This window comes from Sulfitobacter sp. M368, from assembly GCF_025141875.1.
In the GTDB taxonomy this organism is placed as follows: domain Bacteria; phylum Pseudomonadota; class Alphaproteobacteria; order Rhodobacterales; family Rhodobacteraceae; genus Sulfitobacter; species Sulfitobacter mediterraneus_A.
In genome coordinates this window covers 1203508-1229965 of record NZ_CP081113.1, presented here as the reverse complement: position 1 = coordinate 1229965, position 26458 = coordinate 1203508, and the positions used below count along the sequence as shown (strand labels likewise).

The 26458-nt window shown below is 59.0% G+C and carries 24 protein-coding genes; 18 read left to right on the top strand and 6 right to left on the bottom strand.

What is annotated here, in order from left to right; all coding sequences use genetic code 11:
• Nucleotide 1 precedes the first annotated feature (1 nt).
• Entirely contained in the window at nt 2-457 is a 456-nt protein-coding gene (locus K3754_RS06175; protein WP_259941982.1) for a nucleoside deaminase, read from the bottom strand.
• A 62-nt stretch (nt 458-519) separates the two neighbouring features.
• Here K3754_RS06175 and K3754_RS06170 point away from each other — a divergent pair, with 62 nt between their 5' ends.
• Nucleotides 520-1365, top strand: a complete 846-nt coding sequence (locus K3754_RS06170; protein WP_203211854.1) for a pseudouridine synthase — start codon at nt 520-522, stop codon at nt 1363-1365.
• Nucleotides 1366-1390: 25 nt separating this feature from the next.
• Here K3754_RS06170 and K3754_RS06165 read toward each other — a convergent pair whose 3' ends face one another.
• A complete protein-coding gene (locus K3754_RS06165) occupies nt 1391-2647 on the bottom strand; it encodes an MFS transporter (RefSeq protein ID WP_203211855.1) in 1257 nt (418 codons plus the stop codon).
• Between the two features lie 557 nt (nt 2648-3204).
• Here K3754_RS06165 and K3754_RS06160 point away from each other — a divergent pair.
• From K3754_RS06160 to dtd, 8 genes are all read left to right on the top strand, one after another.
• On the top strand, nt 3205-4089 hold the full coding sequence (locus K3754_RS06160; RefSeq protein ID WP_259941979.1) for a 5-bromo-4-chloroindolyl phosphate hydrolysis family protein: 885 nt from the start codon (nt 3205-3207) through the stop codon (nt 4087-4089).
• A 36-nt stretch (nt 4090-4125) separates the two neighbouring features.
• The gene (locus tag K3754_RS06155) at nt 4126-5322 is read left to right on the top strand and encodes a toxic anion resistance protein (RefSeq protein WP_203211858.1); all 1197 of its coding nucleotides are present in this window, start codon (nt 4126-4128) and stop codon (nt 5320-5322) included.
• A 55-nt stretch (nt 5323-5377) separates the two neighbouring features.
• On the top strand, nt 5378-6286 hold the full coding sequence (locus tag K3754_RS06150; protein ID WP_259941975.1) for a DUF2927 domain-containing protein: 909 nt from the start codon (nt 5378-5380) through the stop codon (nt 6284-6286).
• A 35-nt stretch (nt 6287-6321) separates the two neighbouring features.
• Nucleotides 6322-7443: an SPFH domain-containing protein gene (locus K3754_RS06145; RefSeq protein ID WP_025047777.1), complete on the top strand. Its 1122-nt coding sequence runs from the start codon at nt 6322-6324 to the stop codon at nt 7441-7443.
• A gap of 43 nt (nt 7444-7486) precedes the next feature.
• A complete protein-coding gene (locus K3754_RS06140; RefSeq protein ID WP_231024285.1) occupies nt 7487-8062 on the top strand; it encodes a cytochrome b/b6 domain-containing protein in 576 nt (191 codons plus the stop codon).
• A 71-nt stretch (nt 8063-8133) separates the two neighbouring features.
• The gene (locus tag K3754_RS06135) at nt 8134-9246 is read left to right on the top strand and encodes a TFIIB-type zinc finger domain-containing protein (RefSeq protein ID WP_203211861.1); all 1113 of its coding nucleotides are present in this window, start codon (nt 8134-8136) and stop codon (nt 9244-9246) included.
• Nucleotides 9243-9917, top strand: a complete 675-nt coding sequence (locus tag K3754_RS06130) for a nitroreductase (protein WP_259941968.1) — start codon at nt 9243-9245, stop codon at nt 9915-9917. The genes K3754_RS06135 and K3754_RS06130 overlap by 4 nt, the downstream gene beginning before the upstream one ends.
• A gap of 1 nt (nt 9918) precedes the next feature.
• Nucleotides 9919-10365, top strand: a complete 447-nt coding sequence (gene dtd, locus K3754_RS06125) for a D-aminoacyl-tRNA deacylase (protein ID WP_259941966.1) — start codon at nt 9919-9921, stop codon at nt 10363-10365.
• Here dtd and K3754_RS06120 read toward each other — a convergent pair.
• Complete coding sequence (locus K3754_RS06120) at nt 10362-10673, bottom strand: cupin domain-containing protein (RefSeq protein ID WP_259941964.1); 312 nt, start codon at nt 10671-10673, stop codon at nt 10362-10364. The two genes, dtd and K3754_RS06120, sit on opposite strands and share 4 nt — an antisense overlap.
• Before the next feature lie 148 nt (nt 10674-10821).
• On the opposite strand from K3754_RS06120, the gene K3754_RS06115 reads away from it, so the two are divergent.
• From K3754_RS06115 to K3754_RS06080, 8 genes are all read left to right on the top strand, one after another.
• Nucleotides 10822-12819 carry a CocE/NonD family hydrolase gene (locus tag K3754_RS06115; RefSeq protein WP_259941962.1) on the top strand — a complete coding sequence of 666 codons (1998 nt, stop codon included), beginning with the start codon at nt 10822-10824 and terminating at the stop codon, nt 12817-12819.
• Between the two features lie 123 nt (nt 12820-12942).
• The gene (locus K3754_RS06110; RefSeq protein WP_259941960.1) at nt 12943-14538 is read left to right on the top strand and encodes an ABC transporter substrate-binding protein; all 1596 of its coding nucleotides are present in this window, start codon (nt 12943-12945) and stop codon (nt 14536-14538) included.
• Between the two features lie 16 nt (nt 14539-14554).
• The gene (locus K3754_RS06105; RefSeq protein ID WP_025047785.1) at nt 14555-15511 is read left to right on the top strand and encodes an ABC transporter permease; all 957 of its coding nucleotides are present in this window, start codon (nt 14555-14557) and stop codon (nt 15509-15511) included.
• On the top strand, nt 15508-16323 hold the full coding sequence (locus K3754_RS06100; protein WP_203211867.1) for an ABC transporter permease: 816 nt from the start codon (nt 15508-15510) through the stop codon (nt 16321-16323). Before K3754_RS06105 ends, K3754_RS06100 begins: the two co-directional genes overlap by 4 nt.
• Entirely contained in the window at nt 16320-17957 is a 1638-nt protein-coding gene (locus K3754_RS06095; RefSeq protein WP_259941957.1) for an ABC transporter ATP-binding protein, read from the top strand. Before K3754_RS06100 ends, K3754_RS06095 begins: the two co-directional genes overlap by 4 nt.
• A gap of 208 nt (nt 17958-18165) precedes the next feature.
• Nucleotides 18166-19881: a DUF4214 domain-containing protein gene (locus K3754_RS06090; RefSeq protein ID WP_259941954.1), complete on the top strand. Its 1716-nt coding sequence runs from the start codon at nt 18166-18168 to the stop codon at nt 19879-19881.
• A gap of 138 nt (nt 19882-20019) precedes the next feature.
• Nucleotides 20020-20472 (top strand): MarR family winged helix-turn-helix transcriptional regulator, encoded by a 453-nt coding sequence (locus K3754_RS06085; protein WP_259941952.1) that lies wholly within the window; start codon nt 20020-20022, stop codon nt 20470-20472.
• Nucleotides 20469-21092 (top strand): cysteine hydrolase family protein, encoded by a 624-nt coding sequence (locus K3754_RS06080; RefSeq protein WP_259941950.1) that lies wholly within the window; start codon nt 20469-20471, stop codon nt 21090-21092. Before K3754_RS06085 ends, K3754_RS06080 begins: the two co-directional genes overlap by 4 nt.
• 6 nt (nt 21093-21098) lie before the next feature.
• On the opposite strand, the gene K3754_RS06075 is transcribed toward K3754_RS06080, so the two are convergent.
• A complete protein-coding gene (locus tag K3754_RS06075) occupies nt 21099-22325 on the bottom strand; it encodes a hypothetical protein (RefSeq protein ID WP_259941948.1) in 1227 nt (408 codons plus the stop codon).
• A 213-nt stretch (nt 22326-22538) separates the two neighbouring features.
• On the opposite strand from K3754_RS06075, the gene K3754_RS06070 reads away from it, so the two are divergent.
• Nucleotides 22539-23375 (top strand): alkaline phosphatase family protein, encoded by an 837-nt coding sequence (locus K3754_RS06070; RefSeq protein ID WP_259941946.1) that lies wholly within the window; start codon nt 22539-22541, stop codon nt 23373-23375.
• 18 nt (nt 23376-23393) lie between these two features.
• Here K3754_RS06070 and K3754_RS06065 read toward each other — a convergent pair whose 3' ends face one another.
• Both K3754_RS06065 and K3754_RS06060 read right to left on the bottom strand, forming a co-directional pair.
• Nucleotides 23394-24350 carry an alpha/beta hydrolase gene (locus K3754_RS06065; RefSeq protein WP_259941944.1) on the bottom strand — a complete coding sequence of 319 codons (957 nt, stop codon included), beginning with the start codon at nt 24348-24350 and terminating at the stop codon, nt 23394-23396.
• Nucleotides 24347-26224 (bottom strand): acyl-CoA synthetase, encoded by a 1878-nt coding sequence (locus K3754_RS06060; RefSeq protein WP_203212184.1) that lies wholly within the window; start codon nt 26222-26224, stop codon nt 24347-24349. The genes K3754_RS06065 and K3754_RS06060 overlap by 4 nt, the downstream gene beginning before the upstream one ends.
• Nucleotides 26225-26458: the final 234 nt, after the last annotated feature.

Genomic DNA, 26458 nt, shown 5'->3' with positions numbered 1-26458 from the left:
ATTAACCTTTTCTTTTTGCTTCAAAAAACTCTTTCAACATGGTCTCCGCCGCCGCACCATCAATGCCGTCAAACACCTCCGGCACATGATGACATTGCGGATGGGAAAACACCCGTGCCCCCTGCGCGACCCCACCCGATTTGGGATCGGAGGCACCGTAATACAACCGGGCCACCCGTGCCGCCGCAATCGCGGCGGCGCACATCGGGCATGGCTCAAGCGTCACGTAAAGCGCATGGCCCGGCAGCCGTTCCGACCCTGCCGCCGCACAGGCCGCACGGATCGCCAGCACCTCCGCATGGGCGGTCGGATCGTTCAATTCGCGGGTGCGGTTGCCTGCCTGCGCCACAACCTGCCCTCCTGGATCGACGACAACTGCGCCCACCGGCACCTCGCCGCGTGCACCAGCGGCGGCCGCTTCGGCCAGGGCGGCCTGCATGTGGGATCGAAACACCATCCCTTTTCATGCCCGCAATTGCCGCCCTTTCGCAACCCGCACAAACAGGGTAAGCGGGCGGCATGACAGACAATGCCCCCAAAGAGACCCCGAAAGGCGACCGGATCGCCAAAGTTCTGGCCCGTGCCGGTGTCGCCTCCCGCCGCGAGGCGGAGCGCATGATCGAGGCTGGCCGTGTACGCGTGAACGGGGAACAGATCCTGTCCCCCGCACTGAACGTGACCGAAAGCGACACCATCATGGTCGATGGCAACCCCGTGTCAGAACCCGAGCCGCCGCGCATGTGGATGTATCACAAGCCCACCGGGCTGGTGACCAGTGATCGCGACGAAAAGGGCCGCGAAACGATTTACGACAAGATGCCCGAAGACATGCCGCGTGTGATGTCGGTGGGGCGGCTTGATATCAATTCCGAAGGGCTTTTGCTGTTGACCAATGATGGGGGCATCAAACGCAAGCTGGAGTTGCCCAGCACGGGTTGGTTGCGCCGTTACCGCGTGCGGGTCAACGGGCGGCCCAGCGACGAAGCGTTGGAGCCCTTGCGCAAGGGCATCACCATCGAGGGCGAACGGTTTCAGCCGATGACTGTGACGCTGGACCGGCAGCAGGGCGCAAATGCCTGGCTGACCGTGGGTCTGCGCGAGGGCAAAAACCGCGAGATCCGCCGTGCGATGGAAGCCGTGAACCTCAGCGTGAACCGCCTGATCCGCATCAGCTATGGGCCTTTTCAGCTGGGCGAGCTGAAATCCGGCGAGGTCGAAGAGGTCCGCCGCAAGATCGTGCGCGATCAATTGGGACTTGAGATCGAAGATCCCAGCGGCACCGCGCAGAAAAAGCCGAAGGCGGTCCAGAGGTTCTCAAAACGCCGCAGCAGCATGGCCGGAAAACCGGGCAAACCGCGCCGTTAAATTAGGGCGACGGCGCCGCCGGGCATTACCACGCCGCCTCAGGCTCTCCCGTTTCGGCGGGCAACAACGGCCCGGCAGGTTTCAAACGCGCTTCGCCCAGTCGCGGATGCAGGCGCCCCGCGATGCCCCAAGCGACAAAGCTGGCCGCCCCTGCAGCCACAAAGATACCAGAAATCGGCGCGGCCAGCAGGATCAGCCATGCAATTCCCGGTGTCGCAATGCCCGACACATCACGGAACGAGGAATAGATCGCCGACATCTCGGTCCGCTCGGACGGCTTGACCGCCATCAGGAACGGCAGGCCCGCGCAAATATCCAGCAAGATCAAAAAGAAACTCCCACAAAACAGCAGCGCAATCGTGGCCAGCGGCAGACCAGCGACAAAGCCGCCCAGCGCGAAAAGCAACCCACAGGCCATGAAACCGGTGCGCACTGAACGGCGGATCGACCCCGCCTGCATCCAGCGCAACATGACCGGCGAGAGGAACAGCGCCGCATTGGTCAGCGACAACAATATTCCGCCCAGCTGATCCCCCAGACCATTTTCCACAGCGAAAATAGGCAGATACACCACATAGGCCCACCAGCCACAGGACCGGATTACCGCAAAAAGCCAACCCGCGATGAGCCTTGGCTGCTCAAAAAAGCGTCCCAGAAACGACAGCGGATTGGGCGGCGCCTTGCGCGCCCGCGTGATCAGCTTGCCATTGCCAAGCCGCATATAGAGGAACACCGCGAGCATCAAAGCCGCGGCAATGGCGGAAACGATGAAAGGCGCAGGCTGCCAAAAGCTCCAAAGCACAACGCCCAGCACCGGGCCAAGGGTCCAGCCCAAAGCCGAATAGAACATGCGCAATGTCTCGCATTTGCCAAGTTCCACCCGTGCAATGTAGTCCAGCACATAGGCGTTGAAGCAGACAAATGTTGTCACGGTCGCCAGCGAGTTCAGCACCAAGGACGCCACGATCATCTCGGGCTGGCCTGTCATCGCCAGCCCGGCCGAAACAACAAAGCCAAACGCCCCCACCCCATACATCCAGCGGCGCGGCACAAATCTGTTCAGGAAGGGCACCAGCAGCCCAACAAGCAGCGACACCACGCCGATGCAAAAGTAGATCGAACTGATCAGGGCCGCATCTTTCAGCGCATTGTAAATCGCCACGGGATAGACAGAGATCAAAATCCCTCTCGCAACGGCTTCACACCCTGCCAGCATCGCAAACCCTCTGACAGAGGGGGCTGGCGCGTGGCGGATCCATTCGGGAATACGGCGTTCGAACATAAGAAAATTCACCCCATGTTTTTTTGCCAACTTGACTGAGAATCCCTGTTTTTCTGTTCGACCTGCGACACCAAAGCGCGATCACGATGTCGCAAAACCTGTTTGGCGTGCAGCGCAGGGTTGATCCCATGGGTGAGTTTTGGATGGTTTTTCCCCGTCACAGATCATTCACAATCGGAGGGTAAACCCCTATATAATCGATATAAATAAGGCAGACGCCCGGCTAGCCTTGGCATGCCTGTCGGCCGCTGGTCTTTGCGCAAGGGCGCATCGTCTGGCACGGTGTTCATGTTGCGCCTATGTTGGCAGTACGGGGGAAAATTGTGGCACGGCTCTTGCTGATCGTATTGTTTGTTGTGGTGATCGTTGCCATTGGCGCGATAATGCTATCAATCTGGAATGCGGCCACGGCCCCTCGGTCTTCCGGGCCGTCAAGGGGCAACGCGGGAATAAAGGATATGCACATGGGGTCAGGGTCCGTTCGAAGAATGGCATATGTTGCGTTGATCGTGGTGCTGTTTGGCGTCACCAGCGGCTTTCTTGGGGGGCTTTGATCCATGGCCAAACGCTTTGGCGGAAAATACAGCCCCGATGGGCAGGTCGCGCCGGACAGCACGCCGCGAAAACGTATTGAAGTGGACCCCGCAGGTGGGCGCTCAAACGTACTGTTTGCCCCGGCGATTGTGCTGGTTTTTACTTCATTGAATGACGGCGCCACCAGTCTGGCGCTGGGTCTGGCGGGGGCGGCCAGCCTGATCCTTGGAGCATGGCTGCTGCGTGAGGGGTTGCGCGCCGAGGCGGAGTTCAACAGCCGCAAGGTGGCCCGCAAACCAGCCCTTCCCCGCAAAATACTGGCCGCTGCCGCCGCTGGCCTTGGCGCGGCATTGGCGGTTCTGGCCCATCAGGACGGCGGCTTGGCCATCCTAGCGCCGCTGCTGTTTGGCGGCTGCACCGCCGCGCTGCACCTGACGGCCTTTGGCCTTGATCCGATGAAAAGCAAAGGCATGGAAGGCATCGACACCTTTCAGCAAGACCGCGTGGCCCGCGTGGTGGATGAGGCCGAGAAGCTGCTCGCCGGGATGAGCGATGCCATGGCCCGCGCCGGAGACCGCGCCGCAGCCAAGCGTCTGGAGGTTTTTCAGGACACGGCACGCGAACTGATCCGCACAGTCGAAGAAGATCCGCGCGACCTGACAGCCGCGCGCAAATATCTGTCGGTTTATCTGCGCGGTGCCCGCGATGCGACGGCGAAATTTGCCGATATCTATAGCCGATCACAGGACGATCAGGCCCGCGCCGATTACCTTGCGCTGCTTGATGATCTTGACCGAAACTTTGCCGCTCGCACACGCAAATCCCTGCTCGAAGATCGCAGCGATCTGACCGTAGAGATCGACGTGCTGCGCGAACGGTTGTCCCGCGAAGGGGTCCGGCTGGACTGACTTTGCCCTGCAAAACGCATGAAGGAAACTTGATATATGTCTGAAACTGTTCGTGAAAAAGCCAATCAATCTCTCGCCATGGTCGAAGAAGTGACCGCCGTTGTCCTGCCCGAACCGGCGGCGGCCAATGCGGTTGTCCCACTGGAAAAGGCCAACAAGACCCAAAGTGCCGAGATCAAGCGTCGCATGGCCGAGATCGATATGGAAGACACGCAATCCATCGTTTCTTTCGGGTCTGCCGCGCAGGCCGAGTTGCAGGAAATCAGCCAGGCGATGCTGGCCGATGTGCGCAACAAGGACGTTGGCCCCGCAGGTGACAGCCTGCGCAATATTGTCAGCACAATTCGCGGCTTCTCTGTCTCGGAACTCGACGTGCGCCGCAAGCGCAGCTGGTGGGAAAAACTGTTGGGCAAGGCCGCGCCCTTTGCCAAGTTCACCGCGCAATTCGAAAAGGTCCAAGGCCAGATTGACCGGATCACCGATAATCTGTTGAGCCATGAGCATACCTTGCTCAAAGACATCAAGTCGCTTGATATGCTTTATGAAAAAACGCTGCAGTTCTACGATGAGCTGGCGCTTTATATCGCGGCAGGCGAGGCAAAGCTGGCCGATCTCGACGCCACCGTGATCCCTGCCAAAGAGGCCGAAGTCAGCAAAGCCGCCGAAGCCGATCAGGTGATGGTCGCACAGGAATTGCGCGACATGCGGGCCGCACGGGATGATCTGGAACGCCGGGTGCATGATCTGAAGCTGACCCGTCAGGTCACCATGCAATCCCTGCCCTCCATCCGGCTGGTGCAGGAAAACGACAAGTCGCTGGTGACCAAGATCAACTCTACGTTGGTCAACACCGTGCCGCTGTGGGAAACGCAGCTGGCACAGGCCGTCACCATCCAACGCTCTGCCGAAGCGGCCAGCGCGGTGCGCGAGGCCAATGACCTGACCAATGAACTACTGACCTCAAACGCGAAAAACCTGCGCGAAAGCAACAAGATGATCCGCCAGGAGATGGAACGCGGTGTGTTTGACATCGAAGCGGTGAAACAGGCCAACGCCGATCTGATTGGCACCATCGAAGAAAGCCTGCAAATTGCCGACGAAGGCAAAGCCAAACGCGCCGCCGCTGAAAAGGAATTGCAGGAGATGGAAGCGAAACTGCGCGATACGCTGGCCGCAGCCAAGGCCAAGAAGACCGGCCTGGGTGATACCGCTGGCGGCGCGGTTCCGGGGTAGGTACTTGATGACGGCAGGCATTCTTCAGCGCATAACGCGCATTGGGGGGGCGGGCATGTTGTCCGCCGCCCTTGCCGCGTGCAATCTGATTGCGCCCGTCGAGCCTTCGCTGAAACCGCAGGCGCGGCCTGCCGCCCTGCCCGCGCCAGTGGTGGCCAAACCCACCTCTCAAAAAAGCGCGATGCTGCGCAGCTATCTCAATCAGGTGCAGACCGCACAATTGACCCAAGGGTTGCTGCGCCGCGACGGCGGCGGCGCTGACACCCCCTTTACCGCCGATATGCTGGCCCGCAACTTTGAGAAAATCGCCTTTTTCAACGAATACGACGGCAACTTCTCCGGCCGGGGCGGCCAAAGCCCCCTGCGCCGCTGGGATATGCCGGTACGGATGGACGTCATCTTTGGCGCCGGGGTGCCGCCATCGCAGCGCGCTGGCGACGCCTATGACGTGCGCCGCTATGCAGGCCGGCTGGCGCGGATCACCGGCCATCCGATTTCCACCTCCGGAACGCCGAATTTCCTGGTGATCATCGCCTCCGAAGACGACCGCGCCGAGGCGTTGGTGGAGGCCGCAACGCGGGTGCGCGGGATCACCGCAAACAGTCTGCGGGCGTTGCGCAACATGCGCCGTGACACCTATTGCGCCGTGGCCGCCTATGCCGCCGGGCCGGATGCCAACACCTATACCGCCGCTGTCGCGATCATTCGCGCCGAAAACCCCGATCTGCTGCGCCTCAGCTGCATCCATGAAGAGCTGGCCCAAGGTCTTGGCCTTGCCAATGACAGCCCGGCCGCGCGGCCTTCGATCTTTAACGACGACGACGAATTTGCGCTGCTCACGGGCCATGACGAACTGCTGCTCAAGATGCTATACGATCCGCGCCTGCGCCCCGGCATGAGCGCCGCCGAAGCGGCGCCGATCACCCGTATCATCGCACGCGAACTGACCGGCGGGCCGTTGTGAGCCTTCCCATTTCTGACCAATAAAGGACCAACCTCATGGGTATTTTCGATTTCCTTTCCGGCGAATTCATTGATGTCATTCATTGGGTGGATGACAGCCGCGACACCATGGTCTGGCGGTTTGAGCGTGAAGGCCATGAGATCAAATACGGGGCCAAGCTGACCGTGCGCGAGGGGCAAGCGGCGGTTTTTGTGCATGAAGGGCAATTGGCGGATGTCTTTACCCCCGGCCTGTACATGCTTGAAACCAACAACATGCCGGTGATGACCACGCTGCAGCACTGGGATCACGGTTTCAAAAGCCCGTTCAAATCCGAGATTTATTACGTCAACACCACCCGGTTCAACGATCTCAAATGGGGCACCAAGAACCCGATCATCGTGCGCGATCCCGAATTTGGCCCTGTGCGCCTGCGCGCCTATGGCACCTATTCCGTAAGGGTCAGCGATCCGGCGCGGTTCCTGACCGAGATCGTCGGCACCGATGGCGAGTTTACGATGGACGAGATCAGCTATCAGATCCGCAACATTATCGTGCAGGAATTTTCCCGCACCATCGCCCGCGCCCAGATCCCGGTTCTGGACATGGCCGCGAATACCCGCGAGCTGAGCAAGCTGGTCGGCACCGAGATCGCGGCGCAACTGGCGGAATACGGGCTGGCCATGCCGGAGCTGTATATCGAAAACATCTCCCTGCCGCCCGCGGTTGAGGATGTGCTGGACAAGCGATCCTCCATGGGAGTGATCGGCAATCTGAACGAATACATGCAGTTTCAGGCCGCTGAGGCATTGGGCCGTGATGGTGGGGGTGCGGCAGCCATTCAAGCGGGTCTGGGTGCAGGTCTGGGTATGCAGATCGGCCAGGCCGCTGCGCAAGCCGGGCCATGGGGCGCACGCCCACAGGTGGCTGCGGCCCCCGCCACCGCCCATATCCCGCCCCCGCCGCCACCTGTCGAACATGTCTGGCACATCGCGGTGGACGGTGAGACCACGGGACCATTTTCCAAAGCCGCGATGGGGCGCAAGGCCGCCGACGGCAGTCTTTCGCGTGAAACCTACGTTTGGACCCCCGGTCAGGATGGATGGCAACGGGCCGAAGACGTGGCCGAACTGGCCCAGCTTTTTACCGTATTGCCACCGCCCCCGCCGGGCGCGTGACGAAGGCGCGAAACTTTTGCGCGGTGTTGTCCGTGGCTGTGCCATGATGACCCGTTTGTTTCGCCCCTCGTTTCAACTGCCCAAATGGCTGCCGCAGCGGCGCACCTGGCTCAAGGCGATGCATTGGGCCATGGTGCCCATGCTGATCTGGTTCCTTCTGGTCACGCCGGATGATGTCCTGCCGTTTGGGCCAAAGGCATTTCAGGCCCATTCGATGCTGGCGCTGATCTTTGTCACGCTTTGCCTGCTTTGGACCGCCGACTATATGCGGCGCGGGTTGGCCAGCCGTCCGGGGCCGAAATTGCCGCCCTGGGCGCGGCGGGCGCATCAATGGATGCACAAGGCCTTGATCTGGGGTTTGTTCGGTGTCGCACTCAGCGGTTTTTTCCTTGGGCTGACTTCCTTTACCCTGCTCAAGGCCGGAGGGTTCCTGCCCATCGCCCCGCCTCTGGGCCTGCGCCGCGCCAATGAGATTATCGGCCAGATCCACATCTATGAATTTTACCTGTTGGCCCTGATCGCCATTTGCCACGCCGCGTTTCATATCTGGCGGCACCTGCGCCTGCGCGACAACGCTCTGCGCATCATGGCGCCCAAACGATTGCATCCTTTTTTGTAGGCCCGCAGGCGGCGGCACTGGCACCCGGCGGTCAAGGCCGCTATGTCTGTGGCAAGACGAACGAGGCCCCGATGACTGATCCTCACATGCCCCCCGCCCCCGTGGCTGAACATCGATTTCCCTGCGACACCTGTGGATCGGACCTGCGGTTTGATCCCGGCGCGGCACAATTGGTCTGTGATCATTGCGGCAACACCGAAGCCATTGCAGGCACCGCCCCGCGCAGCCACGCCATCGCAGAACTGGATCTGCGTTCCGGACTGGCCGCCGATCTGCCCAGCGCCGAGATGGAAGAGACCCGCGTCACCACCTGCCCCAACTGCGCGGCGCAGGTGGAGTTTGAGGCAGGAAAACACGCCGCTGAATGCCCTTTCTGCGCTACCCCGGTGGTGGTTGATACCGGCACCCACCGCCATATCAAACCCCGCGCCGTGCTGCCCTTTGCCTTGGCCGAAGAGACCGCCCGCGATGCAATGACCAAATGGCTTGGCGGATTGTGGTTTGCACCCAACGGCCTCAAGGAATACGCCCGCAAGGGGCGGAAAATGCAAGGCATCTACGTGCCCTATTGGACCTATGATGCGCAAACGCGGTCCTCCTACCGGGGGGAGCGCGGCACGGTCTATTATGTGACCCGCACCGTCACGCGGGATGGCAAGAGGGTGCAGGAACGGGTTCAAAAGGTGCGCTGGTCCCCCGCATCTGGCCGGGTTGCGCGGTTTTTCGATGATGTGCTGGTGCTGGCGTCCAAATCCCTGCCCAAGAAATACACCGACGCGCTGGAGCCTTGGGACCTGTCCGGGCTTGCGCCCTATGCCCCTGAGTACCTTGCCGGATTTCGGGCCGAGGCCTATGCGGTTTCGCTTGAGGATGGATTTGTCGAGGCGCGTGCGCATATGGACCGTGTGATCGAACGGGACGTGCGGTTTGACATCGGCGGCGACCGGCAGCGGGTCCATGATGTGGACACCGCCCTGTCTGACCTGACCTTCAAACATATCCTTCTGCCAGTCTGGTTGGCTGCGTACAAATATCGCGGCAAGACCTACCGTTTTGTCGTGAACGGAACCTCTGGCCGGGTGCAGGGCGAACGCCCCTATTCGGCCATCAAAATCACCATCGCGGTGATCCTTGGCCTGTTGGCCGCCGGGGTCATCGGCTATTTTGTGGCGCAAAATCAATGACCCAGATCGATACCCTGACCGATATCCTCAAGGCACGGCATTCATGCCGGGCCTTTCGCCCCGATCCGGTGGCCGATAGCACCATCACCCAGATCGTAAAAACCGCCCGCCATGTGCCCAGCTGGTGCAACGCCCAGCCCTGGCAGGTCAGCGTGACCAAAGGCGCCGGCACCGAGGCGTTTCGCCAGTTGATGCTGGAGACCGCCAGTGCGGGCGGCGTGCCGCAGCCTGATCTGCCATGGCCCAAAGGGTATTCCGGCGCCTATGCTGAACGGCGGCGCACCTGCGGTTTCCAGCTTTATGACGCGGTGGGCATCGACAAATCGGACCGCAAAAGCCGTCAGGAACAAATGTTGCGCAACTACGCGCTGTTTGACGCGCCGCATGTGGCGATTGTGCATTCCCCGGCAGAGCTTGGCCCCTACGGTGCGATGGACAGCGGTGGATTTGTCACCGCCTTTACCCTCGCCGCCACCGCGCTTGGCGTGGCCACTGTGCCGCAAGCGGCGATTGCAGCCTATGCCCCGCAGGTGCGCGAACATTTTGGGCTGGGCGATGATCGTCTGGTGCTTTGCGCGATCTCTTTTGGGTATGCCGATACGGATCATCCGGCGAACACGTTTCGCACTGAACGGGCGGAACCATCAGATATTATCCATTGGAAAGAGTGAGATGCGCGCAGTTCTTCAACGTGTAACGCAAGCCTCCGTCACGGTAGATGGCGTAGTGATCGGGCAGATTGAGAAGGGTCTGATGATCCTTGTCTGCGCCATGCCCGAGGACGATGAAAAAACTGCCGAGGCGCTGGCGCTCAAGATTTCCAAGCTGCGGCTGTTCAAGGATGACGCGGGCAAGATGAACCTGTCCCTGGCCCAAACCGGCGGCGCGGCCTTGGTGGTCAGCCAGTTCACATTGGCCGCCGACACCTCGCGCGGCACGCGGCCGGGATTTTCCTATGCGGCCAAACCTGACGCGGCCAAGGCGCTTTATCTGCATTTCGCCGATCAACTGCGCGGCCTCGGCATTCCGGTGGAGACTGGCGAGTTTGGCGCGGATATGTCTGTGGCATTGGTCAATGACGGGCCGGTAACTATCTGTCTGGACACCGAGCGGCCCTAGCCCGGTTTCGGCTCCAACAATTCAATCTCGACAAAAGCGCATTCAAAATCGTTGCCGTTGATCACATCGTGCTCAACGCCCAGCTCGCGATAATAGGGCACGCCGTTTTTCATCTCTGCGGTCACACGTTCTCCACCGCCAAGATCAATTTCAAGAACGCCGTCAAACAGCGGGACAACCACGTAATCATAAGCATGGCGGTGCCAGCCGGTGTTGTCCCCGCGCTTGGCAAACCGCCATTCGGTGACTTTGACCCGCTCGTTTTCGATCATGACTTTGGGCACAGCGGTGCCAGCATCAGAACACATTCGGTTTCTCCCGTTGGGACATGATGAAAGGCTGTCCGGTTTTCCGGGCAATCTATAGGTCCAAAGTATACTGTGGATTAGGTCCAGTTCTCTCACCCCGCTTTTCCATCTGCTTGACAGAATCAACGATCCCTCGGACGGTCGCGACATGACAAGCACCCCCAACGCATTGCGCGAGATCACCGAAGAGCCCGACATGGGTATCACTCTTTCTGATGGATGCCGCCTGTCGGCGCGGGTTTGGATGCCCAAAGACGCGGGCGATGATCCGGTGCCGGTGATCCTTGAATATCTGCCTTACCGCAAGCGCGACGGCACCTGCGCGCGGGATGCGTTGACCCATCCGTGGTTTGCGATGCGCGGCTATGGCTGTCTGCGCGTTGATATCCGCGGCAATGGTGACAGCGAAGGACTGATGGAGGACGAATACACCGCACAGGAACTCAGCGACGCTGTTGAGGTGATCAACTGGGCCGCCGCGCAGCCGTGGTCCAACGGCAGTGTCGGCATGATGGGGATCAGCTGGGGCGGGTTCAACGGGTTGCAGGTTGCCGCGATGGATCCGGCCCCGCTCAAGGCAGTGATCACCCTGTGTTCCACTGTGGACCGTTTTGCCGATGATATTCATTACAAGGGCGGTTGCCTGCTCAATGAAAACCTCGGCTGGGGCGCGACGATGTGGTCCTATTCCTCCCGTGCGCCGGACCCGGCCCTGCGCCCCGATGACTGGCGCGAGATGTGGCTGGAGCGGTTGGAGCATGAGCCGTTTCTGCCCGCCCTTTGGCTGCGCCACCAGCGCCGCGATGCCTATTGGCGGCACGGATCGGTTTGTGAAGATTTCAGCGCAATCAAGGCCAAGGTGCTGGCCATCGGCGGCTGGGGGGACGCCTACAAGAACGCCGTGCCGCAACTGGTTGAGGCATTGCCGGGGGCCAAAGGCATTGTCGGCCCTTGGGTGCACAAATATCCGCATTTCGCCGTGCCGGAACCGCGCATCGGCTTTCTGCAAGAGGCGCTGCGCTGGTGGGATCATTGGCTCAAGGGGGAGGAAACCGGCGTGGAGGATGATCCTGACTACCGCGCCTATTTGATGGACGGTATGCGCCCCGCGGCCTGGTACGCAGAACGCCCCGGCCGCTGGGTGGCAGAAGACAAGGGCGCGACCAGCCATCTTGAAATCGCACAATTGCATCTGACCGATGATGGATTGACCGAAACGGCGGGCCCACTGGATGCGCTGGTGTCCTCTCCCGCGCATTGCGGTGCGGATGCGGGGGAATACTGCGCGATATGGCTGGGGCCGGAAATGCCCGGCGACCAGCGCCATGATGATGCGCTGTCGCGGTGCTTTGACAGTGGTCCCCTGACCCGAGACATGGATATCGTCGGGGCGCCGCGTCTGTCATTGACCGTGGTCTCCGACCAGCCGCAAGCCCAGATCGCCGTGCGCCTGAACCACATTCACCCCGATGGTGCATCAACGCGGATCACCTATGGGGTACTGAACCTCAGCCATCGCAACAGCGCAGCAGAGCCGCAGCCGATGCAGCCGGGTGTACCTGAGGGGGTTTCTTTTGCTCTTGATCACATCGCCTACCGCGTGCCCAAAGGGCATCGCCTTCGGGTCTCGGTCTCGGATGCTTATTGGCCGCTGATCTGGCCCTCGCCAGAAAAAACCGAACTGCGGCTGACCAGGGGCACGATCGCCCTTCCCCAACGCCCGACGGCTGGCGGCGATGAATATGTCTTTGCTCCGCCCACCGCCGCCGATCCGTGGCAGACCGAAACCCTGCGTGATGAAAACCACATCCGCCGGCAGGAAACCGATATGGTCACAGGCCGCGTCAGCCTGATCATCGAGGATGATTTTGGCGCTGTGCGCGATGCCGATCACGGGCTGATCACCAGTTCCATCGCCCGCGAAAACTGGAGCATTCATCCCGACGATCCAACCTCGGCGCGGGGCATCTGTCATTGGACCGACGAATTGCAAAAAGACGACATCCGGATGCGCACCGAAACCCGCTGCGAAATGTGGTCAGACGCCACGAAATTTCACCTGACCGCCCGAATCGAAGCCTTTGAAGGGAATGACCTGATTTATTGCAGAGATGTCGAAGACAGCATTGATCGCGACAATCTGTAGTCACAACGACATGAACACCCGTTATTAACCCTTGCAGCAACAGACGAAATGCGCAAACTTGACTCCACAGTCAATAAAACCGCGAGCAACGCGGCGAACCACGATACAACCGGGAGAACCTAAATGAATGATCAACTGAATTACCTGACGGAGAAAGTGGCCAAGGGCCTGATGACCCGTCGTGAGTTTGTCGGCCGCGCCGCTGCATTGGGTGTGACGGCAGCCGTTGCAAACACCATGCTGGCCAGCTCTGCCAAAGCGGACACGCCCAAGCGTGGCGGCATGATGCGCATCGGCTCGTCCGGCGGCGAAAGCACGAACACTCAAGATCCGGCTCTGACCGCATCAGAAGTGCCTTTGAACAACCTGCGTGCCTGGGGCGAGACATTGGTCGAAGTTGACCCAAGCGGCGAGCTGGACTTCCGCATGGCCGAAAGCGTCGAAGCCTCTGCAGACGCCAAGACATGGTCCTTCAAGATCCGCAAGGGTATCCCGTTTTCCAACGGCAAAGACATGACACCAGACGACGTCATGAAAACCATGGAGCGTCACAGCAACGAAGACAGCCAATCGGGTGCTTTGGGCATCATGAAGGGCATCGCGAACATGAAGGTCGACGGCGACAACTTTATTGTTGAGCTGGACACACCTAACGCTGACCTGCCGTTCCTGATGGCGGACTATCACCTGATGATCCAGCCCGGCGGCGGCATGGACAACCCCGGCGCGGGCATCGGCACGGGCCCCTACACCATCGAGATCGACGAACCCGGCGTGCGCCATGCGTTCAAGCGCCGTGACGATTACTGGGACAGCGACAACCGTGGTTGGGCCGATGAGATCGAACAGCTGGTTTTGAACGATGCAACCGCCCGTACCGCGGCGCTGCAATCCGGTCAGGTCCATATCATCAACCGCGTTGACCCCAAGGTTGCCGCGCTGTTGGACCGCGCACCGAACCTGAGCGTTCAATCCGCCTCTGGCCGTGGCCACTATGTGTTTATCATGCACATCGACACCGCGCCGTTTGACAACAACGAACTGCGTCTGGCGCTGAAGTATGCAATCGACCGTCAGGAAATGGTGGACAAGATCCTGCGTGGCTATGGCTCTATCGGAAACGACATGCCGATCAACGCCTCCTATCCGCTGTTTGACGAAACCATTCCGCAGCGCGAGCATTCCATCGAAAAAGCCGCCGAGCACTATAAAAAGTCCGGCCACGATGGCAGCCCGATCATCCTGCGTGTTGCAGACGGTGCCTTCCCCGGTGCGGTTGACGCCGCAGCCCTGTTCCAGCAGAGCGCGGCCAAGGCGGGTATCCCGCTGGAGATCAAGCGTGAGCCGAACGATGGTTACTGGTCCGAAGTGTGGAACGTACAGCCCTTCTGTGCCTCCTACTGGGGCGGCCGTCCGGTGCAGGATCAGATGTATGCCACGGCGTATCTGTCCACCGCGGACTGGAACGACACCCGTTGGAAGCGGGATGACTTTGACGCCCTGCTCAACGCCGCCAAGGCCGAACTAGATCAAGCCAAGCGCAAGGACATCTATTCCCAGATGGGCCGCATGCTGCGCGATGAAGGCGGCTTGATCCTGCCAATGTTCAACGACTTCGTTGCGGGCGTGTCCAACAACGTCGGCGGTTACGTGAATGATCCAAACGGCCCTGTGATGAACAACAAGTCTCACATTGCCTGCTGGCTGAAAGACGCGTGATCCGGGCCATTAGCAAATGCACCCGATTTTAAAACTCATTGTCCAGCGCGTTGCGCTGGGCATTATGCTGCTGTTTGCAGCGTCCATTTTGATTTTTGGCGGCACCATGATGCTGCCCGGCGACGTGGCCCAGCAAATCCTTGGCCAGTCTGCGACCCCAGAAAACCTTGCCAACCTTCGGGAAAGCCTTGGCTTGGACGAACCCCCAGTATCGCGTTATTTCCAGTGGCTCGGCGGCATCCTGCAAGGCGATCTGGGCACCGCGCTGACCAATGGCCGCGATATTGCCGAAAGCCTTGGCGGACGTCTTAAGAACACGTTGTTCCTCGCTTTCTGGGCCGCTGCGATCTCGGTTCCACTCGCTATTTTTCTGGGCCTTCTGGCCGTACGTTACAAAGACCGGATCCCCGACAAGGTGATCTCGGCGGTCACACTGACCACCATTTCGATCCCCGAATTTATGATCGGCTATGTACTTATTTACTGGATTTCCATCCGCCTTGGCTGGTTCTCCTCCGTTGCGATCATCAATGACAGCATGTCGCTTGGTGCGAAACTCAACGCCATTGCGATCCCCGTTATGGTTCTGACCCTTGTGGTGCTGGCCCATATGATGCGGATGACCCGTGCCGCCATCCTGAATGTGATGCAATCGGCCTATATCGAAACGGCTGAACTCAAAGGTATGGGCATGCTGCGCATCATTGCCAAACACGCCTTTCCCAACGCCATCGCCCCCATCGTCAACGTTGTGATGATCAACCTCGCCTATCTGGTTGTGGGAGTGGTCGTGGTCGAAGTGGTCTTTGCCTATCCGGGCATGGGGCAATATTTGGTGGATCACGTTGCCAAACGCGATGTGCCTGTGGTGCAGGCCTGCGGCCTGATCTTTGCCGCCGTTTACATCGGGTTGAACCTGATTGCCGACATCGTCTCAATCCTCGCGAACCCAAGGTTGAGGCATCCAAAATGAAGAACATACCTCTTTCCGCCCTCATCGGCCTGTTCTTCACTGGCCTCTTTTTCCTGATGGCACTCTTTGCGCCCTTTATCGCGCCCTATGGCATGGCCGAAGTCGTCGGCGATGTCTGGGAACCCTCTTCGTCCGAATTCCTGCTGGGCACCGACAGCATTGGCCGCGACCTGCTGACGCGTCTGATCTACGGCGGACGCACAACGATCTTTATCGCGACTATGGCAACGATCCTGAGCTTTACACTTGGCTCTGTCCTGGGCTTCTTTGCCGCGGTATCAGGCGGTTGGGTCGACCAGACCATCAGCCGCTTTGTCGATCTGATCATGTCGATCCCATCGCTGATCTTTGCGCTTGTGGTCTTGTCGGTGATGCCAACAACCACATTCATCCTGATCCTGCTGATGGGCCTTTTGGACAGCACACGCGTGTTCCGGCTTGCCCGTGCTGTCGCGGTTGACATCACGGTCATGGATTACGTCGAAGCGGCCCGCCTGCGGGGTGAAAAAATCGGCTGGATCATCTTCCGCGAAACCCTGCCTAATGCGCTCTCCCCCCTCGTGGCCGAGATGGGTCTGCGCTTCATCTTCGCGGTGCTCTTCATCTCCACGCTGTCCTTCCTTGGTCTTGGTGTACAGCCACCGCTGGCCGACTGGGGCGGGATCGTGAAAGAGAACAAGGAAGGCATCAACTACGGCATTCAGGCAGCGCTTTATCCGGCCTATGCCATCGCCATCCTATGTATCTCGATCAACCTTGTTGCGGACTGGATCCTGAACCGCACCACATCGCTGAAAGGGGGCCGGGGATGACCGAACCACTGCTAAAGGTACGCGGCCTCAAAATTGGCGCGACGATCTATCCACCCGGCGAACGGCCACGGGATATCGAAATTGTCCATGGCGTCGATTTCGATCTTGAGGCGGGCAAGGTGCTGGGCCTGATCGGCGAATCCGGCGCGGGCAAATCCACCATCGGTCTGGCCTCCATGGCCTATGGGCGGGGCGGTGTTGAGCTGACTGGCGGCGAGGTCTGGGTCAATGGCCGCGACATCCTGCAATCGGGTCTGCGCGATGTGCGCCGGTTGCGGGGCGCCGAGGTGACTTATGTGTCTCAATCGGCGGCGGCGTCCTTCAACCCCGCCAAGAAGATCATGGAACAGGTGACCGAGGCGGCAATCTTTCAAGGTAAATTCTCGCGCAAAGACGCCGAGGAACGGGCCGTGGAATTGTTTGCCAAGCTTGGCCTGCCGGACCCGGAAACCATCGGGAACCGGTATCCGCATCAGGTCTCGGGGGGACAGTTGCAACGCTGCATGACGGCGCTGGCGCTGTGTCCCGAGCCGGACATGGTGGTCTTTGACGAACCCACCACCGCGCTGGATGTGACCACCCAAATCGACGTGTTGGCCGCGATCAAGGACGCCATCCGCGACACTGGTGTGGCAGCCCTTTATATCACGCATGATCTCGCCGTTGTGGCGCAGGTCAGTGATCACATCATGGTGCTGCAACAGGGCGAGATGGTGGAATACGGCACCACCGACCAGATCATCAACGCACCGCGTGAGGAATACACCAAGGCGCTGGTTTCTGTCCGGTCGATCAACCACGAAGAAAAAGTCCCCACCGACACGCCGCTGCTGCGGGTTGAGAATGTCACGGCCCGCTACAAGGGCACCAACTTTGACGTGCTCAAGGGCATCAACGTGGAACTGCACCCCGGTCAAACACTGGCCGTGGTCGGGGAAAGCGGATCTGGCAAATCGACCCTTGCGCGGGTGATCACCGGGCTTTTGCCCGCCTCGGACGGACAGATCGTTTTTGACGATCACACGCTCACTCCCGATCTGGCCACCCGTCCGCTTGAGGATCTGCGCGAGTTGCAGATGATCTACCAGATGGCGGACACCGCGATGAACCCGCGCCAGACCGTTGGCACGATCATCGGCCGCCCGCTTGAGTTCTACTTTGGCCTCAAGGGCAAGGAAAAGCAGACGCGTATTCAGGAACTTCTCGATGAGATCGAACTGGGCGAAGGCTTTCAGGATCGTTATCCGGCGGAGCTGTCCGGCGGTCAGAAACAACGTGTCTGCATCGCGCGGGCACTGGCGGCGAAACCCAAGCTGATCATCTGCGACGAGGTCACATCGGCCCTCGATCCGCTGGTGGCGGACGGCATTCTCAAGCTGTTGCTCAAGCTGCAAAAGATCGAGGATGTCTCCTACCTGTTCATCACCCACGATCTGGCCACGGTCAAAGCGATTGCCGACAGTATTGCGGTGATGTTCCAGGGCGAGGTTGTCCGCTATGGACCAAAATCCCAAGTGCTGGCCCCGCCTTTTGATGACTATACAGACCTGCTGCTCAGCTCCGTTCCGGAGATGAAGCTTGGCTGGCTCGAAGACGTTCTAGCCCATCGCAAGATGGAAAGCGCCGGGAACTAAGACCAAAAGGACAAGCCGGGCGCGTTTGCCCGGCTTTCTTTGTTTTGTGGCTGCTTTGACGGCACCCGCAATAGGCAAACCTCCGACCATCTTGCAATCAAAGATTGAACTTGCGACCAGCGCACAGGGAGGTTAACAGGTTACTGTACACCTCTCAACGACAGGTAATTTCATGTCACAATTCTTTATTTTTTCGGCGCCAGCTTTTGTGAGGCCCGTCTCAGACAATTACGTCGATCCAACAGGAACCTTCACCACATTCAACACGCATTTTTCCGCAACCGCAGTCACATTTGAAGCTTTGGGTGAAGCGGAATTGAAGACCAGATTAACAGGGTCTTTTCAGCAAGACGGCGACGGCAGGATCACTGGCACCATCAACGGCATCAGAACGACGCTTGAAGAACCGTCCTATGTTTACGAAGGTGTCCCGATCGAGCAAACGGTTGTGCAGCTTGACGTCAATGGCGTTGATTTCAGTCACTACTCCAATGCCGTAGCCGGCAATGGCCAAGCCAATGATCAGCCTTGGACCAACGAATTGGATGCGGCCTTTTTTGCCGGAGATGACGAAATTACCGTTGAGGCATTGTCCGATGGCACAACACCGCTTGTCGTAAACGGGCATGATGGCGATGACCGTATTCAGATCGAGCCTGAATTTTACGATTTTTTCGGCAATGTGTTGGTCAGCGATCAAATATTGCCAGATACTGACATCAATCTCACCTATGTTGAACGTTGGAAGACATTTGCCCCCTCAGCGAACACCGTAATCGAAGGCGGTGCCGGTGACGATCATATCCGGTCCTCCATCGGTGATGATACCGTGTTCGGGGGAAGCGGTGACGATTTCATTTTCTCGGATATCGGGCAAGATCGTCTATACGGCGGGCCAGGAAATGATGAACTGAGGTCAACCGAAAAAGGAATATTTGGCAGCGATGTGTCCGTGGGGGCAACAGCGGTTTATGACTATCCAAGCTCAAATTTTATCATAAATGTCGAGCAGAACGTCGCGAGGATTCATACAGAATTGCAGAGCATCGTGCCGCTTGACCACTACGAAGGCATCGGCCCTTCTGCACCGCTTGACACGGTATTGCTGATGCGAACCATCTCCGTCCAAGACAAAGTGGCGGACAGAGAAGGCTCAGACACCCTGTTCAACATTGATTTTCTGGAATTTCAGGACCGTACCATTGATCTGAATGAGCTGAGCACCTTTCATTTCCATACCAACGATGAGGTGCATCACCTGACAGGAGACGCCACAGCCCTCAATATTGGCGCACTTCGCGATGCGGTTGAATTGAGTGACGCAGAAGCGCGCGAATTGGTTGAGATCTACACCGCGTTTTTCGACCGTGCGCCAGATGCTTTGGGTCTGTATTTCTGGGCGCAGCATGTGGTGAAGGGGATGTCTCTTGAAGAGGTCGCAGGGCATCTCGCCGCCTCTGTCGAGGCGCAGGCGTTGTTTCCGTTTGACGATGGTCCTGCGGCGTTCATTTCCGCCGTCTATCAAAACGTCCTGAACCGTGCACCGGATGCCGATGGCTTGGCGTTTTGGTCTGGCGTGCTGGAGGCGGGCCAGATCAGCCGAGGAGAATTGGTGCTTGAGATCATCCGCGGCACCCGGGCCGAAGCTTCCGCAGATGACAGTGCGGAAACCATATCCCAGCGGGTCACCGATGCGCTGTTTCTGGAGGCGAAGACCTATCTGGGTCTCTATTTTTCGGCCTACAAAGGAATGAGCAATGTCGATCATGCCGAAAACGTGTTCGAGACATTCGACGGCTCCGGTCAAAGCTTTGCCGAGGCGAAGACCTTGATCGAGGATTACCACGAAGCAGCGATGGACCCGGATACGGGCGAGTTGTTGATCACCATGGTGGGCATCACGGGCGGGATGTTTGACACGTAACTTGGAACGTAAACTTCACCCTGATGAACAGCGTGCCAATTGGCGTGAGATATGACATAGGCCGGGCGCGATTGCCCGGCCTGTTTTTTGTTTAGATCACGTTGACATTATAAATGTCATTATGACATGTTTAATGTCATGATTCACTTACATCATCTTTACCAGGTTATCTGGCAATCCCGCCCCCTGATGCAGGCTGCAGAAGCGGCGGTGGAACGCGGCCTTGAGGGCAGCGGGCTGACCGTTCGCATGCGCGCGGTGCTGGAAATCCTCGCGGATGGCGGCGCGGCGACGGTCCCCGAAATCGCGCAGCGTCTTGAGATCAAACGGCAATATGTACAGCTGATGATCAACGACACCCATGCCGCCGGGTTCACTGAGGCGGTCCCGAACCCCCGTCATCAACGCTCCAAGCTCATTGCCCTGACCGAGACCGGGCAGAGCCTTATTGCTCAGGTCATGCAGCGCGAGAAGGAATTGCTGAAAAGGATCTGTGGCGATCTGACTGATGAAGAGTTGGAGATCACGCTTAAGACCATGCAGCAATTGATCGCGCGGCTAAAGTCCGCCACCGAGGAGAAGGCTCCGTGACGGTTTTTCTTTCTGCTCTTGTCATTGGCGGTCTCACCCTATGGCTTCTTCACGGCATCTGGCTGATAGGACGGGTCAGTACCGGCCCTCTGGTTCGAGGGCAGTCCGAAACGGCACTTGTGATGATCGACCTGCAAACCGTCTTCTGGCAGGATGGCCCCTACAACGCAGATCAGAAGGCCAAGGCAGAAATCGCAATCTTGCATGCGGTGGAACGGGCCAAGGCCAATGGCATCCCCGTCATCGCCCTGCGGCAGGAATGGTCCATCCCCTCGACCAGAGTGATTGCACGCCTCACCATGAAGGGGGCTGCAGTGGCGGGCTCGGATGGCACCGAAATTGCCGCGCCCTTTGCGGGCAAGGCCGATCATACACTGGTCAAGCGGGTGCAGGACGGATTTGAAACGGGCGCACTTGACCCCTTGCTGAAAAAACTTGGGGTCGGCCATTTGCATGTGATGGGGCTCGATACCGCCTATTGCGTGGCCAAAACGGCGCTTGCCGCCCGCGCACGGGGTTATCAGGTGACAATTGACCGGCGGACGATCCTGGCCGCGGATCAAACGACCGGGGACAAAGCCCTGAAACAGCTTGAAGACAACGGCGTTACCTTGATCTAGCCCGGATCAGAACGTCAGTTTCGCACCGATGATCAGCGTATGAGATTGTACACCCGCATCGCCGACCGCCTTGGGCATGATCAGCGGCACAAACCCGTCGTTGAACATGTATTCCGCGCCCAGCTTTAGATGCTTGCTCATGTCCACCTCAACGCCCAGCACAGCCTGATCCATCTTTTCCCACTCGGTGCCCTTGGCCCCCTGCACACCGCGGCTCAGCGATAGGGAATAGGTGGCGGGTTTGCCAAACAGCTCTGACCGGTAGCGGCCCTGAAGAGTCAATGCGCTGACCTTATGGCCGGTCGCGGGCCAGATGCCGGTGGTCTTGGTGAACTCCGCCATCAGGTCATAGCGGTCTGCACTCAGCGTCGCGTTCATGTTATAGGCGCCATTCCACAAACGGGCGGTTCCGGCAGAGGGCGGATGATGGGCAATTGCGCTGTCATAGATCGTGCCCCGCAGATAACCGCCGCCCAGTTGCAGTTGCATCCCGCCCTTCAGGTCCACCCGGTGCGCGAGGTTGACCGCGTAATTCTCGTAATCGCCATCGTTGTCCGGGCTGTCCACGACCCGCAAACCGCGATGGCCAGGAATAAGGCTAAAGGCCAGATCGGTGTTCTTGCCCAGATAGCCGACTTCGATCACCGGATCTTTCGACTGCGCCCAAAAATAGTGATTGCTGTGCGAATGAGTGAAGGGGGCATAGGTGGCAAAATTGCCAAAATTCACCGTCTTGCGCCCCACTGCCAAGTAAAACGGCGACCGGTCCAGATCGCCAAGCGCGACCCAGTATTTGCGCAGTTGCAGCGCATCCTGGCCGGGGTATTCGACTTCGGTATATTCAGCCTGGGCAAAGGCTGTGACCATCGGCAGCGCCAATGTGGCATGCACGGTGGCCTCGTTCACCACGCCATAAACATCAGAGGTGCCGCTGGTGTGGGTCGGCGGCAGCCGCGACAGGATCGGGAATTTACCAGCGGTATTGGTGCGCTCGGCAATGATCGTGGCAAAAAGTCGCCCGCCAAAGGTCAGCGTGCCAATCTCGCCTGACTGCCCGGCCCGCAGGGCGATGCCCACCTTGCCCGTGACGTCCCCCTGCCGGTCCAGCATCCGTTCCGAATAACGCAAGGAGGTGCCTGTGGGCGATTTGGCTTGGTCCGCCTCTCCCGGCTTTGCCCCTACAAGGAGACAAACACCCGCCAAAGCAGCAGTAAACTTTTGAAAATGCGTCATGAAATGAACCCGCCCGATCTGATAACCGCCGAAAATACGGCAGTTTCATCAAATTATCACGGTTTCGTGATCGACTGAATGACCAATTTTGCCACATGGCCCCTAAGTGGCAGGTGACGTGGGGCAAAGGTGATAAATTTGGCCCAACTGCCCCCTTTCTATTCAGAAATACATCTGTGATGGTTCTCAAAACCGCAAGCAATGAGGTGCCACGTGGACAACAAACTTTTGCTGATCATTCTCGACGGCGTGCCCTATCGCAACTGGCGCAGGCTGTTTGGCAATCTGGAAGGCTGGGTGGACAGTGGTGATGCGCGGGTCTGGAAGATCCGGTCGGTGCTGCCGTCCATTTCCGCCTCTTGCTATGCCTCGATCCACACCGGCGTTGCACCCGCGGTGCATGGCTGCACCGGCAATGGCAATGTCTTCCGCCTCAAGGAAAAAGACGTGTTCAGCCAGGTCCGCGAAGCGGGCGGCGTGACGGGCGCGGTCGCACACAGCTTTTGGTCAGAGTTCTTTAACCGCCATCCCTTCGATTATGTCCGTGATGTCGAATACGATGAACCGGACAGCGCCACGATCAACCACGGCCGATTTCACACCATGACTGGATACGGACAGACCAATCAGATGACCCCCTCTGATGTGGATCTCTTTGCCTCGCTGACCAACCTCTGCCTGCGCTTTGGTCTCAATTACGGCATGTTGCACACCTGCACGCTCGACAGTATGGGCCACAGGTTCTTTCACGAAAGCCAGGAAATGGATCATGCCTGTTTCGTGATGGACGAAATGCTGGCCCCGTTCATCCCCAAATGGCGGGCCGCTGGGTATGAGGTGATCGTGACCGCAGATCACGGTCAGGACGCCCGCGGCCACCACGGCGGGCGCGACCCGCTGCAACAGGAGGCGGCGCTTTATTACTTTGGGTCGGCTGAGGGACCGGCAGAGGATACAGTGATTGATCAATTGCAGCTGGCACCAACGATCCTGCACAGGCTCGGCGCACCGATTGCTGACACGATGAAAGCCAAGAGCTTTTTGTCCTAAGGGTTTGATCTGGTTGGGTTACTTCCCCGCCGGCTCCGCATCATAGGGCCATTGCCCCTGCCCCAGTGCCGCCACTGCATCAATCACCCGATCAAAAAACGCAGCCGCACGGACCGAACAGGACCGTGCGCGCAGACAGGCATGCACCATGCCATCCACGTTGAACCACACCGCCTTGCCGCCCGCTCCTTGCACCGCATCGCGATACGCACCGCCATCGCTTGACAACGGATCACATTGCGCGGTGATCAGGACGGTTGGCGGCAACCCACCAAAATCGCTGTCATGCAAAGGTGCAAACCGCGGATCACCTTTTGGCGGCTCCAACCCGCCCGTGCGCACGGTACGGTAAAACGCCATATCCGCGACCGTGAGCTGCGGCGCATTGGCATGCTCCACGTAGGATCCCTGCCCCCAATCGCCGCCCAGCCCGGGATAGATCAACACCTGCCCTCTGACGCGCCCGTCAATACGGCCCCGCGCATGATGGGCCATCGCCGCCGCCAAATTGCCGCCAGCGCTGTCGCCGCAAAGGATCAGATCACCGTCAAACGCGTCTGAAATGGCCGAGAAGGCCGCCCAGGCATCGTTGAAACAGCCCGGAAAAGTCACATCCGGCGCGAGACCATAGTCCACCGAAATCACCCGGTATCCGGTGCGTTTGCAGATCTCGGCACAGACATCATCGTGGCTGTCCAGACTGCCCACGACAAAGCCGCCACCGTGGTAGTAAACCACCGTCACCGCGCTGTCTGACACCTCATAGCGGCGGCAGGGCACGGCGCCGTAAGGTTCATCCGTGACCGTGACACCCTCCGGACGCCCCTGATAAAAGATCGCGCACATATCGTCATAGAGACGCCGCTGATCCTCTATCGTCATTTCAACCGCATCGGGCGGATAGGCCGCGTCGAGCCGGGCCATATAGGCCCAGGTCTCTGCATCGATCAGCGATTGATAATCGGGGGGGCTCACACCAGATCCCACGCCCCGGTGAAGTCATTCAGCACATTGGCCACATCCCCTTCGGACGCGCCATTGCCCGCAACTTTGGCCACCAAACCGCGCTTTTTGTCATCGATCACCGAAGTCACCCGTGCCGCGACGCCCGCTTTCTCCAGCTCTTGGTTGAAAATACGGGTGATTGCCATCTTGCGCAGATCGGGCTTGAAAATCTTGCCAACTGCCGTTTTTGGCAATTCATCCAATATCGTCATATGCTTGGGCCGCGCGGCCCGCTCATGCACTTCTTTCTCGCAATGCGCCAACAGCTCTTCGGGTGTGACGGATGCGCCATCGACCAGCTCAACAAAGGCACAGGGCAGTTCGCCCGAATGCGCGTCCGGCTGGCCAATCGCACCGGCAAAGGCCACAGCCTCATGGCTAAGCAAGGCCTCTTCGATCTCGGCCGGATCAATATTGTGCCCGCCCCGGATGATCAGATCCTTGGACCGGCCCGTGATCCACAGATAACCGTCGCTGTCCACACGGCCCAGATCGCCGGTGCGCAGGTACTTGTCCTTGTAGTAAAGCCCCTCGTTCTTTTCCGCCTCGGTGTAGGTGTTGCCCACATAGACACCCGGATTGGACACGCAAATCTCGCCGATCTCGTCAATCGCCGCCTCGACATCGCCCTTGTCCGTTCCCTTGATGATTTTCACATCTGTGTAGGGGAACGGAATGCCGATCGATCCGACCTTTTTCACCCCGTCCACTGGGTTGCCCGACACAAGGCAGGTCGCCTCGGTCATGCCGTAGCCTTCGACAATGGTCATGCCGGTGGTTTGTTCAAACCGGCGGAACAGCTCAAGCGGCAAAGGCGCGGAGCCTGAGAAAGCGGTTTTCACCGTGGAAATATCAGCATTCACAGGCACCTGCATGGTCGCGGCCAGCGCGGTCGGCACCGACACAACAAAGGTCACCTTCCAACGTTCAACCAGTTTCCAGATGTTGTCGAAGACCCCTTCGCCGCGATAGCCCTGCGGGGTTGGGAAAACGATATGCGCACCAGAAGACAGCGCGCCCAGCAGCATCACCTGACAGGCCATCACATGGAACAGCGGCAATGGGCAAAGCATCACGTCGTTTTCGTCCAGCAGCAAGGTCGAGCCGACCCAACCGTTGTAGATCGTGCCGGAATACAGGTGCTGCGCGACCTTTGGCATGCCCGTGGTGCCGCCCGTGTGGAAATAGAACGCCACGCGGTCTTCTTGCACGTCCTCAAAGGTCAACTTCGTAGGCTGCTTGGCCAGCTCGGCATTGAAATTCATATATTTGGCCTGATTTTCGACCCGGCCCTTGGGGCGTATCAATGGCACGATCCAAGACTTCGGCGGCGTCAGATAGCGCACCAGATCCACTTCCAGAACCGTATGGACACCCGGCGCCAGCTTGACCGCCTCGGCGGTTTTCTCGGCCACATCCGTCTTGGGGAACGGGCGCAATGTCACAACCACAGACGCCCCGGTTTCGCGCAGGATCGATCCGATCTGTTCGGCATCCAAAAGCGGGTTGATCGGATTGGCGATCCCCGCCACACCGCCGCCCAACAGGGTGATCGCGGTTTCATTGCAATTGGGCAGCACATAGGCCACCACATCCTTGGGGCCGACGCCCAATGACCGGAACAGGTTCGCTGCCTGTGTCACACGGCCATGAAGCTGGGTCCAGTTCAGCGTCTCCGCCTTGTCCTTCGGACCCGAAAAAATCTGATACGAGATCGCATTGTGGTTCGGAAACTTCGCGGTTGTGTCACTCAGCAACCCATAAAGCGTCTTGGGCACATCCCGTTCCGCCCACGGCATTTCCGCCTCGATCGCGTTGCGATCCTCCATCCCGGCAAATGTCATCGCCATTCCTCCCCTTGAGCGCCGATTTTTCGGCTTTGTTTTCCCTGAAGGACAGGATGCGGCGAAATGCAGCATTTCGCAAGCTTGCTAGCTACATGGACGCCGCGTCACCCTCTATGACGTCACGACAAAAGGCGCAGGACATTGCTGTACCGGCGCCTCCAGCCTTTTTGGTCCTAAATACCTCAGGGGGTCCAAGGGGGCTGCCCCCCGCCCTACGCGGCTGAAACGGTG